Annotated in this window: 14 protein-coding genes; 6 read left to right on the top strand and 8 right to left on the bottom strand. The window is 33.3% G+C overall.

Annotated features, from left to right (window positions below; all coding sequences use genetic code 11):
• Nucleotides 1-141: 141 nt before the first annotated feature.
• The 3 genes from D9R05_RS12860 to mnmE all read right to left on the bottom strand — a co-directional run bounded on the left by D9R05_RS12860 (nucleotide 142) and on the right by mnmE (nucleotide 4,475).
• Entirely contained in the window at nucleotides 142-2,397 is a 2,256-nt protein-coding gene (locus D9R05_RS12860; protein ID WP_162984987.1) for a M4 family metallopeptidase, read from the bottom strand.
• A 40-nt stretch (nucleotides 2,398-2,437) separates the two neighbouring features.
• Nucleotides 2,438-2,845: a hypothetical protein gene (locus D9R05_RS12855; RefSeq protein WP_121667625.1), complete on the bottom strand. Its 408-nt coding sequence runs from the start codon at nucleotides 2,843-2,845 to the stop codon at nucleotides 2,438-2,440.
• A 232-nt stretch (nucleotides 2,846-3,077) separates the two neighbouring features.
• Nucleotides 3,078-4,475, bottom strand: coding sequence for a tRNA uridine-5-carboxymethylaminomethyl(34) synthesis GTPase MnmE (mnmE, locus tag D9R05_RS12850; protein WP_121667624.1), 1,398 nt, complete (start codon nucleotides 4,473-4,475; stop codon nucleotides 3,078-3,080).
• 107 nt (nucleotides 4,476-4,582) lie between these two features.
• Between mnmE and D9R05_RS12845 the strand changes: the two genes are divergently transcribed.
• Nucleotides 4,583-4,939, top strand: coding sequence for a DUF4870 domain-containing protein (locus D9R05_RS12845; protein WP_317124602.1), 357 nt, complete (start codon nucleotides 4,583-4,585; stop codon nucleotides 4,937-4,939).
• Here the strand turns inward: D9R05_RS12845 and msrA are convergent.
• The 4 genes from msrA to glyA all read right to left on the bottom strand — a co-directional run bounded on the left by msrA (nucleotide 4,933) and on the right by glyA (nucleotide 7,989).
• The gene (gene msrA, locus D9R05_RS12840; RefSeq protein ID WP_121667622.1) at nucleotides 4,933-5,598 is read right to left on the bottom strand and encodes a peptide-methionine (S)-S-oxide reductase MsrA; all 666 of its coding nucleotides are present in this window, start codon (nucleotides 5,596-5,598) and stop codon (nucleotides 4,933-4,935) included. The two genes, D9R05_RS12845 and msrA, sit on opposite strands and share 7 nt — an antisense overlap.
• Before the next feature lie 6 nt (nucleotides 5,599-5,604).
• Nucleotides 5,605-6,174 (bottom strand): hypothetical protein, encoded by a 570-nt coding sequence (locus D9R05_RS12835; RefSeq protein WP_121667621.1) that lies wholly within the window; start codon nucleotides 6,172-6,174, stop codon nucleotides 5,605-5,607.
• 115 nt (nucleotides 6,175-6,289) lie between these two features.
• On the bottom strand, nucleotides 6,290-6,694 hold the full coding sequence (locus tag D9R05_RS12830) for a DUF2059 domain-containing protein (protein ID WP_121667620.1): 405 nt from the start codon (nucleotides 6,692-6,694) through the stop codon (nucleotides 6,290-6,292).
• Nucleotides 6,695-6,708: 14 nt separating this feature from the next.
• Complete coding sequence (gene glyA, locus D9R05_RS12825; protein WP_121667619.1) at nucleotides 6,709-7,989, bottom strand: serine hydroxymethyltransferase; 1,281 nt, start codon at nucleotides 7,987-7,989, stop codon at nucleotides 6,709-6,711.
• A 109-nt stretch (nucleotides 7,990-8,098) separates the two neighbouring features.
• Between glyA and fahA the strand changes: the two genes are divergently transcribed.
• Nucleotides 8,099-9,388 carry a fumarylacetoacetase gene (gene fahA, locus D9R05_RS12820; protein WP_121667618.1) on the top strand — a complete coding sequence of 430 codons (1,290 nt, stop codon included), beginning with the start codon at nucleotides 8,099-8,101 and terminating at the stop codon, nucleotides 9,386-9,388.
• Between the two features lie 154 nt (nucleotides 9,389-9,542).
• On the opposite strand, the gene ytxJ is transcribed toward fahA, so the two are convergent.
• On the bottom strand, nucleotides 9,543-9,932 hold the full coding sequence (gene ytxJ / locus D9R05_RS12815) for a bacillithiol system redox-active protein YtxJ (RefSeq protein ID WP_121667617.1): 390 nt from the start codon (nucleotides 9,930-9,932) through the stop codon (nucleotides 9,543-9,545).
• Between the two features lie 171 nt (nucleotides 9,933-10,103).
• Here ytxJ and clpB point away from each other — a divergent pair, with 171 nt between their 5' ends.
• The 4 genes from clpB to D9R05_RS12795 all read left to right on the top strand — a co-directional run bounded on the left by clpB (nucleotide 10,104) and on the right by D9R05_RS12795 (nucleotide 15,261).
• Nucleotides 10,104-12,716 (top strand): ATP-dependent chaperone ClpB, encoded by a 2,613-nt coding sequence (gene clpB / locus D9R05_RS12810; protein WP_121667616.1) that lies wholly within the window; start codon nucleotides 10,104-10,106, stop codon nucleotides 12,714-12,716.
• Between the two features lie 140 nt (nucleotides 12,717-12,856).
• Nucleotides 12,857-14,617 (top strand): SLC13 family permease, encoded by a 1,761-nt coding sequence (locus D9R05_RS12805; protein ID WP_121667615.1) that lies wholly within the window; start codon nucleotides 12,857-12,859, stop codon nucleotides 14,615-14,617.
• Nucleotides 14,618-14,619: 2 nt separating this feature from the next.
• Nucleotides 14,620-14,931, top strand: a complete 312-nt coding sequence (locus D9R05_RS12800; RefSeq protein WP_121667614.1) for a DUF202 domain-containing protein — start codon at nucleotides 14,620-14,622, stop codon at nucleotides 14,929-14,931.
• A 3-nt stretch (nucleotides 14,932-14,934) separates the two neighbouring features.
• Nucleotides 14,935-15,261: a DUF6122 family protein gene (locus D9R05_RS12795; protein WP_121667613.1), complete on the top strand. Its 327-nt coding sequence runs from the start codon at nucleotides 14,935-14,937 to the stop codon at nucleotides 15,259-15,261.
• Nucleotides 15,262-15,264: the final 3 nt, after the last annotated feature.

Genomic DNA, 15,264 nt, shown 5'->3' with positions numbered 1-15,264 from the left:
ACCAAATCATCATAACTTGGAGGTAAAAGACTTAACTACGACTTTAGCTTTCATTACAAGAAAATACTAAAAAACTCAAAATAGTCCAATAGCAAGAGGCTGCCTTTTCAGACAATCTCTTGCTATTGTATTATCCCTATATTAATCTATTATTAACCTTTTAACTAATTGTTGTTTATTCACCTTAAACTTCAACATATAAACCCCTGAATCTAGATTGCTGACATCTACTCTATTTAATCCTTGGGACATAGAATCAGCTTTATGCACTTGTCTACCTAATAGATTCAGTATTTCAAGATCAATGTTTTCATTTAAGTTAGATTCAATAGTAAATAAACCATTTGTAGGATTAGGAAAAATCCTTAATTGATCTGATAAAATAGACTTATTCAAACCTAATGTTGTAGAAGAATAATTAGCAGACCAACCGCTCTCAGTAACAGAAAAATCAGAAATAAATTTTACCGTCATAGCCCCTGTTCCTTCCGTAGTACTAATTTCTGATGGTAATGTATTCCCCCACCATGTTGCCAATAATGGATAACTATCATCAGGTCCATCATAAACAAAGACTTTATCATAATCTTCTTCTGTATCAAATGATGTAAACGTTAATGTAATTTGTGTAGCATCAGGAGGGTTTATTACCCAAGAACAATTTGAATTATCTTGATAATTAGAAGAGCCACTTCCATCTGTAAAAGTTCCGCTAGGCTCACTGAGCTGAGTAATACCGTCACAATAATTACTAGGTTCTTCATCACTACCTATACCAACTGCGTACCAAGCCTCTTCTACAGCTATATATTCTGCTGAAGAATTTCCGAATAAATCTTCAGCAGCTTGTAAAGACCCATAATAAGCATCAAAAAAACTCGCATTAGGCGGTAAATAATTTGTTAAACTATGATAAGCTATATCTCTTGCATTTGCCAATCCTACACCTGAAACAGAATAAGAATCACCTAAATCATTTGTTCCTACTCCCCCTTCAGCTAAAAGATAAAACCAATAATTTTGAACTCCACTATTAATATGAACACCTCCATTGTCAAAAAACAGATCATTCGGATCTACCCAATAGTTCCCATTATAAGTGTCTGGCTGTTCTCCTCCGTTAGGATCGGACATTGATCTAAAAAAGGAACCGGATATTATAATATTCTCTCCTATCAACCAATCAGGATCTACTCCTGAGTAAAACTCTACACAAATCCCAAAAATATCAGCAAAAGACTCATTCAGTGCTCCTGATTCTCCTTGATAAGTTAAACCTCCATTGCCATTATTATTTATAACTAAATGTGTAAACTCATGACCCTCAACATCAAGTCCTACAACTGGATTCATAAATTGTCCATCTCCTAAACCATAGACCATCATATTATAGGGCGCTTCTAGCGCAAAAGCATTATTAGGATCTCCTCCTTGGTTTGCTTGTGTTAGTGGAGAATTTAGATATTGTCTTATGAGTCCTCCATTATTATCATAACTATCTCTACCTATCTCATTTAAGTAAAAATCATAAGTAACTTCCATTCCCCAATGCACATCTATAGCTGGGTTTGATGACCAAGTTGTTGAGGAATTAATATAATCTGTAGCTCCAGTAAAACCACCTGATGTTAAGTTTGTAGCATTAGTTGCATTATAAGTCTGAATATTTCGTCCTGTTTCTCTTAATCTATAGTTTCCTTCATAACTATCACAAGTTATGGACTGACTACCACTATACAATGTTTGACCTGTTCCAGGAACATCAGCATGAGCAACAAGGTTAATTTTATTAAAAATTTCTCCTGTAGTTGCGTCAACTAAAACATTACACATTTCAAAAGGACTATAAGAGTCGATTCTAACTTTTTGAACTGTTTTAATTTTTCTAGTTTCATTATTTGAAACAGTAGCGATTACAGTTTCAATAGGATAACTTTGTATAAGCTCTGTAACATTTAAATATTCTTTTGCCTTTTCAAATGCCTGATCTTCATTTATATCTAGAGTGGTTTTTATATCAGAAAACTCTGTAATTCTTCCATTAATCGTTTTAACGTAATTACTTTCTGTATGAACTATTATAATACTTTCAGAAACTTTAATTTCTTTATAATAATGTTGTAAGATTTTTTTATTTTCATCATTATTTTCTACTATTTCTTTAAACTCATGCTTATCATTAAAATCCAATAAAGTAATTAATTTTTCTTTTAAGCTATTGTAAGTAATTTTTTTGTTTTCCAGATTGAGAAAAAATGAACCATTCTCAGTTTTTATTTTCTTATTGAGGTCTGTTATTCTTGACGAATCTCTTGGAGATAAAATATTATTCTTATTAGAAACAGATGATTGTTGAACGTTTGTCTGAGCAATTATATTTTGACTAATAATAGCCAAAACTATCAATAGACATATTTTAAGTTGATTTTTTTTAATACTAATTATCTTCATTTTTTTGAATTGCTTTATTCATTAATTTTTTATGTAAATCTCTTATATCTTTAGATACTGTATTAGTTTCTCTACCCCAAATAATCTTATTAGGGCTCGACGGGCTAATGATTGTAAGAAAAGAATATAAATTTTGTGGTTTTAAGAATTCGACATTTTTATTTTTACTTGCGGTTTTAAAAATTGATAAAACCACTTTTTTGTCTATTTTATTAACTATACTGTCATTCTGATTTTTTATTAAACCATCTTGACCGAGCGTAAAGCCAACTTCCTTACCTGCAAATCCACCACCATTCCCAAATTGAATCTCATTTACCCCTGTTTCTGAAATTTGCTTTTCTGCTATACAGGAGTTCAATAACAATATTAATATAACTAATTTTTTATTCATCTAATGAATGTTTTAGTCCCAGATCTTTAAAAGTAGCTCGCTTGCACTCTTTTTAAATTCTTATAAAGAGAATACTAACTATTACAGGTTAGCAAATATATAATTATACAATAAACTATTAAATGATAAACATAAAAACTCAGATTTAAATTAGATATGTATCACATTTAAAGATTAAAAAGTAGGATTTTAAGTTGGTTATTTATTTTATAAGTCCCGAAACGGACGATACTTACTTCCCGATACAGAAATTAGCAAAAATATTTCCTAATAAATCATCAGTTGTTATTTCTCCGGTAATTTCACCAAAATAATATAATGCTTGTCGAATATCAATGGCCAGTAAATCTCCTGTTAATCCCATATTTAATCCTTCTTGAACTTTGTTTATTTCTTCCTGTGCTTTTAATAAGGAATCATAATGTCGAGAATTCGTTACAATTGTATCATTACTTCGTAAGGCGCCGGTATTAACAAACTCTAATAATTTATCCTGTAAAATTTCTACCCCTTCATTTTCTTTGGCAGAAAGCAGTTTTAGATCAGAAATCTCATCTTGAAATGCTTGTTTTTCTTTTTCTGAAAGTACGTCTGTTTTATTAGCAACAATTAATAAAGGCTTGCCCGGAAAACGATTTTTTATTTTTTCGACTTCTGTTTTTACTTGTTGTAAACTTACTTTTTCATTTTTTACTCTATATGCATCAAATAAATACATTACTACTTGCGCTTGTTCAATTTTCTGAAAGGTTTTTTTTATACCTAAACCTTCAATCTCATCGGTAGTTTCTCTGATTCCCGCGGTGTCAATAAACCGAAAACCTACACCGCCAATAGAAATTTCATCTTCAATTGTATCTCGTGTTGTGCCGGCAATATCACTTACAATAGCTCGATCCTCATTGAGAAGTGCATTTAATAAGGTTGATTTTCCTACGTTTGGTTCACCTACAATTGCTACAGGAATACCGTTTTTTAAAACATTTCCTACAGCAAAGGAGTCAATAAGTTTATTGAGCACTTTTAGAATCCTAGTAATTAATCGTTGAAATTCTTCCCGATTTGCAAACTCTACGTCTTCTTCAGAGAAATCTAATTCTAATTCTATTAATGAAGCAAAATTTAATAGTTCTTCTCTTAATTTTTGAATTTCAGATGCAAAACCACCACGCATTTGCTGCATGGCTAATTGATGAGAAGCCGCATTGTCGCTAGAGATTAAATCAGCTACAGCTTCAGCTTGACTCAAATCCATTTTTCCATTTAAAAAAGCACGCAAAGTAAATTCTCCAGGTTTGGCAGATCTGCAACCTTGATTCAATAATAAATTGATGATTTCTTGTTGAATAAATGGACTTCCGTGGCAAGAGATTTCAACAGTGTTTTCTCCGGTGTACGATCGTTTTCCTCTAAATACGGAAACTAAACTTTCATCTATAATTCTATTCTCGTCAATTATATTTCCTAATTGAAGGGTATGCGATTTTTGCTTTAAGAGGCTTATATTATTTTTCGCTTTAAAAATAGGTGCGGTAAAATTAAACGCATCAGGGCCTGAAACTCTAATAACTGCAATAGCGCCACTTCCTGAAGCGGTTGCTAAAGCTACAATGGTATCTTCTAAAATCATATGACAAAGGTAAGAAACTCCGGTTGTATTCTAGCTAATAAACGTTTTGTAACAAAAACTTGTTTGAAGCGTCTTATTAATAAACGGCTATACAATAAATTTTATAAATGATGGAAGTTATTACCGAAAAGAAACAAGATCGTCAAATGCTTATGATTCTTCATTTAAGTCAATTACTAAACTTTGTCAGTGGATTTGGTGGTTTTGTAGTACCCCTTATTTTATGGCAACTAAAAAAAGAAGAAATTGAACAAATGGATGCACAAGGAAAAGAAGTAATTAATTTTCAAATCAGTTTCTTTATATATTCAATAATTGGAGCAATCCTTATGTTGGTTTTTATAGGCTTTTTTATTTTTGGGGCTGTATGTTTATTAGCAATTATTTTTCCTATAATTAATGCTATAAAAGCTAGTAATGGCGAGCCAGTAAATTATCCTCTTACCATCAAGTTTTTTCAATAACCCTTTTTTAAAAGGTCAGGGAATTTTGCTTTAAATTTTCTAAACCGAGGATTAGAAACATTTTGGATATAACTATTATTGGGATGTTTTTTCTTGTAGTCTTGATGATACCCTTCTGCGTCCCAGAATTTTTGAAACGGCATAACTTCTGCGGCAACTTCATTATTGTATTGCTTGTTTAATTTCGCAATTTTAGCATCAATAATTTCTTTTTGTTTTTCATTTTGAAAAAATATAATTGATCTGTATTGTGAGCCTATATCTGGACCTTGACCACTTTTTTGAGTAATATTTTGAGAGCCAAAATAAACATCTACTAAAGTTTTAAAAGAAACAACTTCAGGATTGTAGATAACCTCTACGGCTTCTGCGTGTCCGGTTTTTCCGGTATTGCTTTGTTGGTAAGTTGGGTTTTTGGTATGTCCGCCGGCGTAACCCGAAATCACTTCTTTTACACCTTTTACACTTTCATAAATAGCTTCTACACACCAAAAACATCCGCTGGCAAAATAAGCTTTTTCAAAACCTCGTTGAGTTTCGCCAACTTGCACCGGCTCTGCATTAACAAGATTTTGCTGTGTATTGGTTGCTTTTTTTGCTTTATTTCCACAAGCAACAATTCCTAATAATAAAAAAATAAATACCGTTACTTTTTTCATAGAATTTTATATTTTTTGAAAATCTCCTTCTAAGTTTTTCTTTCCTAAAATCGCATAATCTACAGCTACCTCACCATTAAGCATAAAACCGACCCAATCTAAGGTAAAACGGTTTGTATCTGTAAAATCGATTTTAGCAAGAGGTTTATTTTTATCAAACTTTTCCCACGGAATTTTCTTAAGTACTTCTGTGTCTCCGTTGCCTTCAACTAAATACATAGCTACTTTTCCATTGTCCATTTTTTTATAATTCACCTGAATTTCTAATCCTGATTCTTTATCTATACAAAGTGATTGTGGATTACTAAAATCTATACTTAAGCAATCGCAGTTACAACTTCCTGGCGTACTGTCTTCATTTACACGCTGAAACATTCCGCTAATAGCTTTAACTGGTTTAGTTTTACTATCACTACTTTTTTTGTGTGGAGAATTATGTTGATTGGTTGAAGAAGGATTTTCAGATTCGTCTTCAGAAATTTCATTTGAAAATTGCTCTGTTTTTTTTTCTGAATTATCCTCTTTACAGTTTGTAAAAAGAAAAAAGGTCAGTAAAATAAGTGGAAATAGACGCATAATGAAAATTTTATAATCTAAGGTACAAGATAATATTGCAAGGCCTGTTTAAAAAAGTGTTAATAAAAAAAGCCCTTTGTGAATGCAAAGGGCCTTAATAGAATTGAAAAATAATTTATTGTTGTCTGTATTTTGTAATTATAGGTTGCAATTTCTGCATTCCCCACTGCTGACCAATTAGAGTGGATTTTTCTAATAATTTTGGAGTCTGTTTTTGAATTTTTTGTCCGATAGGAGAATTATAAAAATCCATTATTTTGTCGATATCCTCTTTTGAATAAACTTGCATATAGATATCGGCTAATTGTTCATACAAAGCTGGTAGTTCAGCTTTAACTTCAGAGACAAAAGCTTCTTTATTTCTATCAGGTATCCCTGCTTTAAACTGATCTATCAGAGCTTCAAATTGTCCTCCTGATTGAATTTTAATTACCTCTAGAGTTTCTTCTTTGTATTCCTCTTGCGCCATTCCGGCAAAACCTATACTGATAAAAGCAAGGCTGAAAATTATTTTTTTCATATCTGTTATTTACATTATATTTTGAATAATGGTTTGTTATGCATAAGTGCATAAACATCATTTTTCACTGTTTCAAGAGTAGCTTCGTCCTCAGGATTTTCTATAACACGATCTACTAAATCTACTACTGTTTTCATATCTTCTTCAACTAAACCACGTGTTGTAATTGCTGCGGTTCCTACGCGGATTCCTGAAGTTACAAACGGTGATTTATCATCAAAAGGAACCATGTTTTTATTTACAGTAATTTCTGCTTTTACCAAAGTTTCTTCAGCTTCTTTTCCGGTAACATTTTTATTTCTTAAATCAATTAACATCATATGGTTATCGGTTCCGCCGGAAACTACATCATATCCTTTTTCTACAAACGCGCTTGCCATAGCTTTAGCATTTTTCTTCACTTGAACCATATAGTGCAAAAACTCATCTGTTAAAGCTTCACCAAAAGCAACAGCTTTTGCAGCTATAATATGTTCTAACGGACCACCTTGATTTCCCGGAAAGACTGCACTATTAAGAAGTGTTGACATTTTCTTTAGTTTTCCGTTTTTTAATTTTAAGCCAAATGGATTTTCAAAATCTTTACCGATTAAAATCATTCCGCCACGTGGACCCCGAATAGTTTTGTGCGTAGTTGTGGTTACCATATGGCAATGTGGTAGCGGATCTTGCAACAATCCTTTCGCTATTAATCCTGCTGGATGCGCCATATCTGCTAATAAAAGTGCATCTACTTCATCTGCAATTTCTCTAAATTTTTTATAATCAATTTCTCGAGAATACGCAGAAGCCCCAGCAATAATTAATTTTGGTTGTTCCTTTTTTGCCATTTCACGTACGTGATCATAATCAATCAAACCAGTTTCTTTATCAACACCATAAAAAACAGGCTTGTAAAGTTTTCCGGAAAAATTTACTGGAGAACCGTGTGTTAAATGCCCACCATGCGATAAATCGAATCCTAAAATTTTATCGCCAGGTTTTAAACAAGCAGAAAATACAGCGGTGTTAGCTTGCGATCCTGAATGTGGTTGAACATTTACATATTCAGCATTAAACAATTCTTTTGCGCGTTCTATAGCCAGTTCTTCCACTTGGTCCACCACTTCGCAACCTCCGTAATAACGTTTGCCCGGGTAACCTTCAGCATATTTATTGGTTAATACAGAACCTGCAGCATCTAAAACTTGTTGGCTCACAAAGTTTTCGCTTGCAATAAGCTCTAATCCGTTTATCTGACGCTCTTTTTCAGCATCAATTAAGTCAAAAATTGCGGTATCTCTTTCAGTAATCATAGCTATACGTTAAATTATTCCCCAAAAATAAAAAAAGCATTCGGTTAATTAAGGGAAAATAATATATTTGAATAGAAACTATTGTAATAATTATACGAATTTTATATTTATGGTCATTACCGCAAACGATCCTAACCGAAAAACTTGGCTTAAAACTCCTAAGCAAACAGATTTTCCTATTCAAAATATTCCTTTTGGTGTTTTTTTAACCCGAGACGATATTATAACGATAGGAACACGAATTGGTGATTACGCAATTGATTTAGGTGCATTGCATCAATTAGGTTATTTTGAAGGAATACCGTTAACAGACGATATTTTTCTTCAAGATACGTTAAATGATTTTATTGCTGATGGTAGAAAAACTTGGCGTGCGGTAAGAAATAGAATTGCAGATATTTTTGATGAAAAAAATACAAGCTTAAAAAATAATGAAGATCACCGTAAAACGGTACTTTTTACCTTAGATGAAATAGAAATGCAATTACCGGTTCAGGTTGGCGATTACACAGATTTCTATTCCAGTAAAGAACACGCCACTAACGTTGGTGAAATGTTTAGAGGAAAAGATAATGCTTTACTTCCAAACTGGCTGCACGTTCCGGTTGCTTACCACGGAAGAAGTTCGTCTATAATTCCAAGTGAAATTCCGGTGCATCGACCACAAGGTCAAAAAATGCCACACGGGGCAGATAAGCCAATTTTTGGTCCTTCACGAAAAGTAGACTTTGAATTGGAAATGGCTTTTATAACCACTGCAGGAAATCCAATAGGTGAGCCAATTTCTGTTGAAGATGCCGAAGAATATATTTTTGGAATGGTGTTGTTTAATGATTGGAGCGCAAGAGATATTCAACGTTGGGAATATGTCCCATTAGGTCCGTTTCTTGCTAAAAACTTCGCATCATCTGTTTCTCCTTGGATTGTCACTTTAGATGCGTTAGAGCCTTTTAGAACCGAAGGACCAAAACCGGAAAATGAGCCTTTACCATACTTAGTTTCTAAAGGAAAAAAGACGTTCGATATTGAATTAGAAGTGTTTTTAAAACCAGAAAATAAAGATGAAAATCGCATTGCAAAATCTAATTTCAAGTATTTATATTGGAATATGAGTCAGCAGCTAGCGCATCACACCATTAATGGTTGCCCGATAAATAGTGGTGATATGATGGGAAGCGGAACAATTTCTGGTAGCAATCCAGATAGTTACGGCTCTATGCTCGAACTTTCTTGGAATGGAAAAAAGCCACTGAAATTAAAAGACGGGAGCGACCGAAAATTCATTGAAGATAATGATACTGTAATTTTGCGCGGTCATTGTGAAAATAAAGAGGTACGCATTGGTTTTGGTGAAGTAAGCACGAAGCTTTTACCGGTATTCGATTTTAAGAAGAAATAAAATTCATTAAAAAAATAAAAGAGGTTATCTAAAAAGTCTATTTCTGTCAACCTGAACTCGATTCAGGTTCTCATACTTACTTGTAATTTAATAAGATGAGATTCTGAAATAAATTCAGAATGACAGATTTCTATGATTTTTAGATATCCTCTTTTTATAAAAATTTTTCAATTTGTGTTGCATCAATTCCGCTGTGCGAATTATGAGCAACAACTTTTTTATTCTTGATAAGTATCACTTGTGGTGATTCGTGCGTTACCTTGTAATGTTCAGCAATTTGTTGTGAAATCGAACGGTAACTAATTAAATCTAACATATAAAAAACTACTTTTTCTTCTTTAATTTCTGCTTCTTTTTCAAATTGACGCAATGCCATTTTACTAATTCCGCAACGTGTAGAATGCTTAAAAATCACACATAATTTTTCTTGGGAAACTAAATCGATTTCATTTAATTTTTCTACTGTATTTATTGCTTCCCAAGGAAATACAGATTCAGGTTTAGTTTCTGAATTTCCTCCAAAAATATTTCCGAATAATCCCATATACTTTATCTTTATATAAACAATAGTCAATTTTAGTTGTATTGCAAAGGAAGTTGAAATTTATTTATGAAAACTGAAAAAATGTCACTTTTCAATTGAGATAAACTGACTTTTTGTCTGTCTTTGAAATGGGTACGTAAATTGAATTAAATTTTTCAAAACCTTATAAAAATGAATTTAAATAAATTAACTATAAAAGCACAAGAGGCCATTCAGCAAGCACAACAGCTTGCACAAGAATACGGTCATCAACAAATTGAAAACGAGCATATTTTTAAAGCAATTACGCTGATTGATGAAAATGTAACGCCTTTTTTATTAAAAAAATTAAATATTAACGTCAATCTGTTTACGCAAATACTGGACAATACTTTAGAAAGTTTTCCAAAAGTAAGTGGTGCTGATTTAATGCTTTCACGCGAGGCGGGGAAAATGATCAATGAAGCAACCACAATTGCTAAGAAAATGAACGATGAATATATTTCTATCGAACATTTAATCTTGGCAATTTTCAACTCAAAAAGTAAAGTTGCTCAAATTTTAAAAGATCAAGGCGCAACCGAAAAAGGCTTAAAAGCAGCCATTGAAGAATTAAGACAAGGAGACCGAGTTACTTCACAGAGTGCTGAAGAAACCTATAATTCGCTTAATAAATATGCTAAAAATTTAAATCAGCTAGCCGAGAGCGGAAAATTAGACCCCGTTATTGGTCGTGATGAAGAAATAAGAAGGATTTTACAAATCTTATCGCGAAGAACAAAAAACAACCCTATGTTAGTCGGTGAACCCGGAACTGGTAAAACAGCTATTGCTGAAGGTTTAGCTCACAGAATCGTAGCGGGTGATATTCCAGAAAACCTAAAAAATAAAGAGATTTACTCGCTAGATATGGGAGCTTTAATTGCCGGTGCAAAGTACAAAGGTGAATTTGAAGAGCGTTTAAAAGCAGTTATTAAAGAAGTTACCTCTAGCGATGGAAATATTGTTTTGTTTATTGATGAGATACACACTTTAGTTGGTGCCGGTGGAGGACAGGGTGCAATGGATGCGGCTAATATTTTGAAGCCTGCTTTAGCCAGAGGCGAATTACGAGCTATAGGAGCGACTACCTTAGATGAATATCAAAAATATTTTGAGCAAGATAAAGCCTTAGAGCGTCGTTTTCAAAAAGTAACCGTTGATGAACCCGATACTGAAAGTGCGATTTCTATTCTCCGTGGAATTAAGGAGAAATATGAAACACACCATAAAGTAAGAATTAAAGATGAGGCAATTATTTCAGCGGTAGAACTTTCACAGCGCTATATTACCAACCGTTTTTTACCTGATAAAGCAATCGATTTAATGGATGAAGCGGCTTCAAAATTACGAATGGAAATCAATTCTAAACCTGAAGAGCTCGATGTGTTGGATAGAAAGATTATGCAGCTTGAAATTGAATTAGAGGCTATTAAACGTGAAAATGATGAAAGCAAACTAAAATCTTTACAAGCCGATTTAGCAAATTTAAAAGAAGAGCGTTCAGAATTAAATGCGCAATGGCAAAATGAAAAAGGTGTTATTGATAATATTCAGCAAGCAAAAACCGACATTGAGAATTTTAAGTTAGAAGCTGAACGAGCGGAACGTGAAGGAGATTATGGGAAAGTTGCTGAAATTCGCTATGGCAAAATTAAAGAAGCGCAAGAACGTTTAGAGAAACTACAAGCAGAAGTTGAAGAGCACAAAAGTGAAGGCAAAAAATCTTTAATTCAAGAGGAAGTTACCAATGAAGACATCGCAGAAGTTGTGGCCAAATGGACCGGAATTCCGGTAACAAAAATGCTGCAAAGCGAACGCGAAAAATTATTGAAACTAGAAGATGAACTCCATCGTAGAGTTGTGGGTCAAGATGAAGCAATTGTTGCGGTTAGTGATGCAATTAGAAGAAGTAGAGCTGGCTTACAAGATCAAAAAAGACCAATTGGTTCTTTTCTATTTCTAGGAACAACCGGTGTTGGTAAAACCGAATTAGCTAAGGCTCTAGCAGAATATCTTTTTGATGATGATAATGCGATGACGCGAATTGATATGAGTGAATATCAAGAACGCCATTCGGTAAGTCGATTAGTTGGTGCGCCTCCGGGTTATGTAGGTTATGATGAAGGCGGGCAACTTACGGAAGCCGTTAGAAGAAAACCTTATTCCGTGGTTTTATTAGATGAAATTGAGAAAGCGCATCCAGATACGTTCAATATTTTGTTGCAAGTGTTAGATGAAGGTCGATTAACTGATAATAAAGGAAGATTAGCAGATTTCAGAAACACGATTATTATTATGACTTCGAATATGGGAAGTCACATAATTCAAGAAAAATTTGATGCTGTTAAAGATATTGAAACAGCGATGGAAAGTGCTAAAGTGGAAGTTTTAGGCTTATTGAAGCAGCAAGTTCGACCTGAATTTTTAAATAGAATTGATGATATTGTAATGTTTACACCCTTAAATGAAGAAAATATAAAAGAAATTGTAGAACTTCAATTAAAAGGTGTCACCAAAATGTTGAGTGAACAAAACATTACGCTAGATGCAACTCAACAAGCAATTGATCATCTGTCAAAAAAAGGATTTGATCCGCAATATGGAGCGCGTCCGGTAAAACGAACTATTCAAAAAGAAGTTTTAAATAAATTGTCTAAGGAAATACTTTCAGGAAAAATTACAACAGATAGTATCATACTAATTGATGCATTTGATGATGAATTGGTTTTTAGAAATGAAACGCAAGATATTCCTCAAGAGTAATTTCTTATAATGAGATTATAAAAAAGACCGGTTGACAATTAAAGTGAACCGGTCTTTATTTAATTAAAAAAGTTACCACTAAATTCGTCATTAAAATAGTATTTTTACTTGCAAAGTCATTAAAAGGCTCTATTTAAAAAATGTATTTATACATCACTTTTGCAGTTATCGCGATTGGAATTTTCTTGTTCGTAAAAGATTATTTTACGATCGACACAACTTCCATTTTAATCATGTCTTTGTTTATTGTTTCCGGCGTTTTAAACCCCGAGGAAGGTTTTGCAGGATTTAATCATCCGGCGACCATCACCTTAGGTTGTATGTTTGTGATTAGCGCGGCGATTTTTAAAACGGGATTAATAGACGGTTTGAGCAGCAAAATTATTAGGATTGCGAAGATAAATTATGTTTTTGCCCTCATGGTTTTTTGTGTGACCGCGGCGGTTTTTTCAGCGTTTATAAACGATACGGCAGTGGTTGCAATATTAATTCCGATGGCGTTGGTGGTTTGTCGAGAAACCGATATTCCGCCTTCGCGCTTACTTATTCCGATCTCATTTTCAGCTTTATTTGGCGGAACATGTACTTTAATTGGGACTTCAACAAACATCTTAGTAAGTAGTTATGCGAAAAAACTTGGTTCTGAAGCTTTTGGAATGTTCGAATTTTCGCTTGCCGCACTTTGTATTTCGGTAATTGGGCTGACTTATATTTTTATTGTTGCTCCTATTTTACTTCCGAAGCGACACGGGAAAGAACATTTTCTGAAAAAAGAAGCGGAAGATTATATGACCGAAGTTCAAATATTATCTGAAAATCCAGATATTGACAAACCGCTTACGAAAAGTAAATTAATTCAAGATTTTCAGGCACAAATTTTAACCATTAAACGTAGACATTGGCGGGTGTATGAAATTAATGAAGAAACGGTTTTGCGCGAAAATGATGTAATTAAAATCTTGATCGATCCGCGAAAACTTGCAAAATTAAAAGAACTAAAAACCTATTCGTTTACCGGCGCCGATGCTTCTTTGGATGATCATAACGAGAAAAAAGTTTACGAAGTAATGATTCCGTATGGTTCTTATTTAGCGGGTAAATCATTAAAACAAATTAATTTTAGAAATACATATTATTCTTCGGTATTAGCGATTCGGCATCGAAAAGAAACCATTACTAAAAACGTGTCGAATGTTCCGTTAAAAGAAGGAGATATGTTGCTTTTATTCGCTTCAGAAAAGAGCTTACAGACTTTAACTTCAGAAAAACTTATAGTTACCTTATCTGAATATCAAGAGCGAAAATTGAATTTAAAAAAAGCGATTCCGGCTTTGCTCATTTTAATTGGTGTAATTCTTTCTGCAGCTTTAAATTTAACTTCTATTTTAATTAGTGCTTTAGTTGGTGCTTTGCTTGTAGTTACAACTACGATTTTAAAGCCTAAAGAAGCTTATGAAGCGATTGAATGGAAAGTAATTTTTATGGTTGCCGGCGTTTTATCGATGGGAAAAGCACTTGAAAAAACAGGCGGTTCTGAGTTAATTTCAGAGTTAATTTTTAATAGTATTGGTGGTTTAGACCCAAGAATAACACTAAGTTTATTATTTTTATTTACCTTTTTATCGACAAATGTATTATCGAGTAAAGCGGCAGCAGTTTTAATGACACCAATTGTAATTAGCTTAGCTGAAATTATGCAAGTAGACCCGAAACCGTTTTTAATTGCGGTAATGTTTGCTTGTTCGCTAACTTTTATGACACCGGTTAGTTACCCAACAAATACGATGGTTTACGCACCGGGAAATTATAAGTTTAATGATTATTTGAAGATTGGAACGCCATTAAATTTTATTATTTGGATAGCTGCCTCGTTTATAATTCCAATATTTTTCCCGTTTTAATTATGAAAAAAGTCAAACTTCACAATCCGTTTAAACCGCAAGTAATTAACGAAAAAAAATTACGAGAACATCTTGCGTTAGAGCGTACAAAATTAGCGAACGAGCGAACGCTTTTAGCTTATATTCGCGCTTCACTTTATTTGTTAGTTGGCGGTATTGCTCTTCTTCAATTAAAAGAATATCCGCGTTTACATTGGGTGGGTTACGCATCTTTAGTAATTTGCGTGCTATTTATTATTATCGGGATTTGGCGCTATATAGCCTTAGAGCGAAAGTTAAAAAACCTACTTTTACCCGACGAAGACGAAAGCTAAGATATGCTTCAACCCTTAGTGCATTATGGTTTACATTTTGGAGCAATAGTCCTTATTGCTTATTTTTACGATGCCAAAAAATGGAAGTTTTATTGGTTTATTTTAGCGTTAACCATGCTCATTGATCTAGATCACCTCTGGGCAACTCCAATTTTTGAACCGAACCGGTGCAGCATTAATTTCCATTTTTTGCACACTTATATCGCTTGGTTTTTTTACGTTATTGGAGCGGTTTTTATTCGACATAAACTTCTCAAAATAATCTTTATTGGACTTAATTTTCATTTACTAACCGACAGCATTGATTGTCTATGGAATTGGTATGGGTAAAAT

The sequence above is a fragment of the Mesonia aquimarina genome, assembly GCF_003667275.1.
In the GTDB taxonomy this organism is placed as follows: domain Bacteria; phylum Bacteroidota; class Bacteroidia; order Flavobacteriales; family Flavobacteriaceae; genus Mesonia; species Mesonia aquimarina.
This window is presented reverse-complemented; position numbering and strand designations above follow the sequence as displayed.

Bases quoted from the DNA above. Each gene is read 5' to 3' on its own strand.
- glyA (WP_121667619.1), bottom strand. From the start codon at position 7,989: ATGATTACTGAAAGAGATACCGCAATTTTTGACTTAATTGATGCTGAA.
- D9R05_RS12800 (WP_121667614.1), top strand. From the start codon at position 14,620: ATGAAAAAAGTCAAACTTCACAATCCGTTTAAACCGCAAGTAATTAAC.
- D9R05_RS12835 (WP_121667621.1), bottom strand. From the start codon at position 6,174: ATGCGTCTATTTCCACTTATTTTACTGACCTTTTTTCTTTTTACAAAC.
- D9R05_RS12845 (WP_317124602.1), top strand. From the start codon at position 4,583: ATGATGGAAGTTATTACCGAAAAGAAACAAGATCGTCAAATGCTTATG.
- D9R05_RS12795 (WP_121667613.1), top strand. From the start codon at position 14,935: ATGCTTCAACCCTTAGTGCATTATGGTTTACATTTTGGAGCAATAGTC.
- mnmE (WP_121667624.1), bottom strand. From the start codon at position 4,475: ATGATTTTAGAAGATACCATTGTAGCTTTAGCAACCGCTTCAGGAAGT.
- ytxJ (WP_121667617.1), bottom strand. From the start codon at position 9,932: ATGGGATTATTCGGAAATATTTTTGGAGGAAATTCAGAAACTAAACCT.
- msrA (WP_121667622.1), bottom strand. From the start codon at position 5,598: ATGAAAAAAGTAACGGTATTTATTTTTTTATTATTAGGAATTGTTGCT.
- fahA (WP_121667618.1), top strand. From the start codon at position 8,099: ATGGTCATTACCGCAAACGATCCTAACCGAAAAACTTGGCTTAAAACT.
- D9R05_RS12855 (WP_121667625.1), bottom strand. From the start codon at position 2,845: ATGAATAAAAAATTAGTTATATTAATATTGTTATTGAACTCCTGTATA.
- clpB (WP_121667616.1), top strand. From the start codon at position 10,104: ATGAATTTAAATAAATTAACTATAAAAGCACAAGAGGCCATTCAGCAA.
- D9R05_RS12805 (WP_121667615.1), top strand. From the start codon at position 12,857: ATGTATTTATACATCACTTTTGCAGTTATCGCGATTGGAATTTTCTTG.
- D9R05_RS12830 (WP_121667620.1), bottom strand. From the start codon at position 6,694: ATGAAAAAAATAATTTTCAGCCTTGCTTTTATCAGTATAGGTTTTGCC.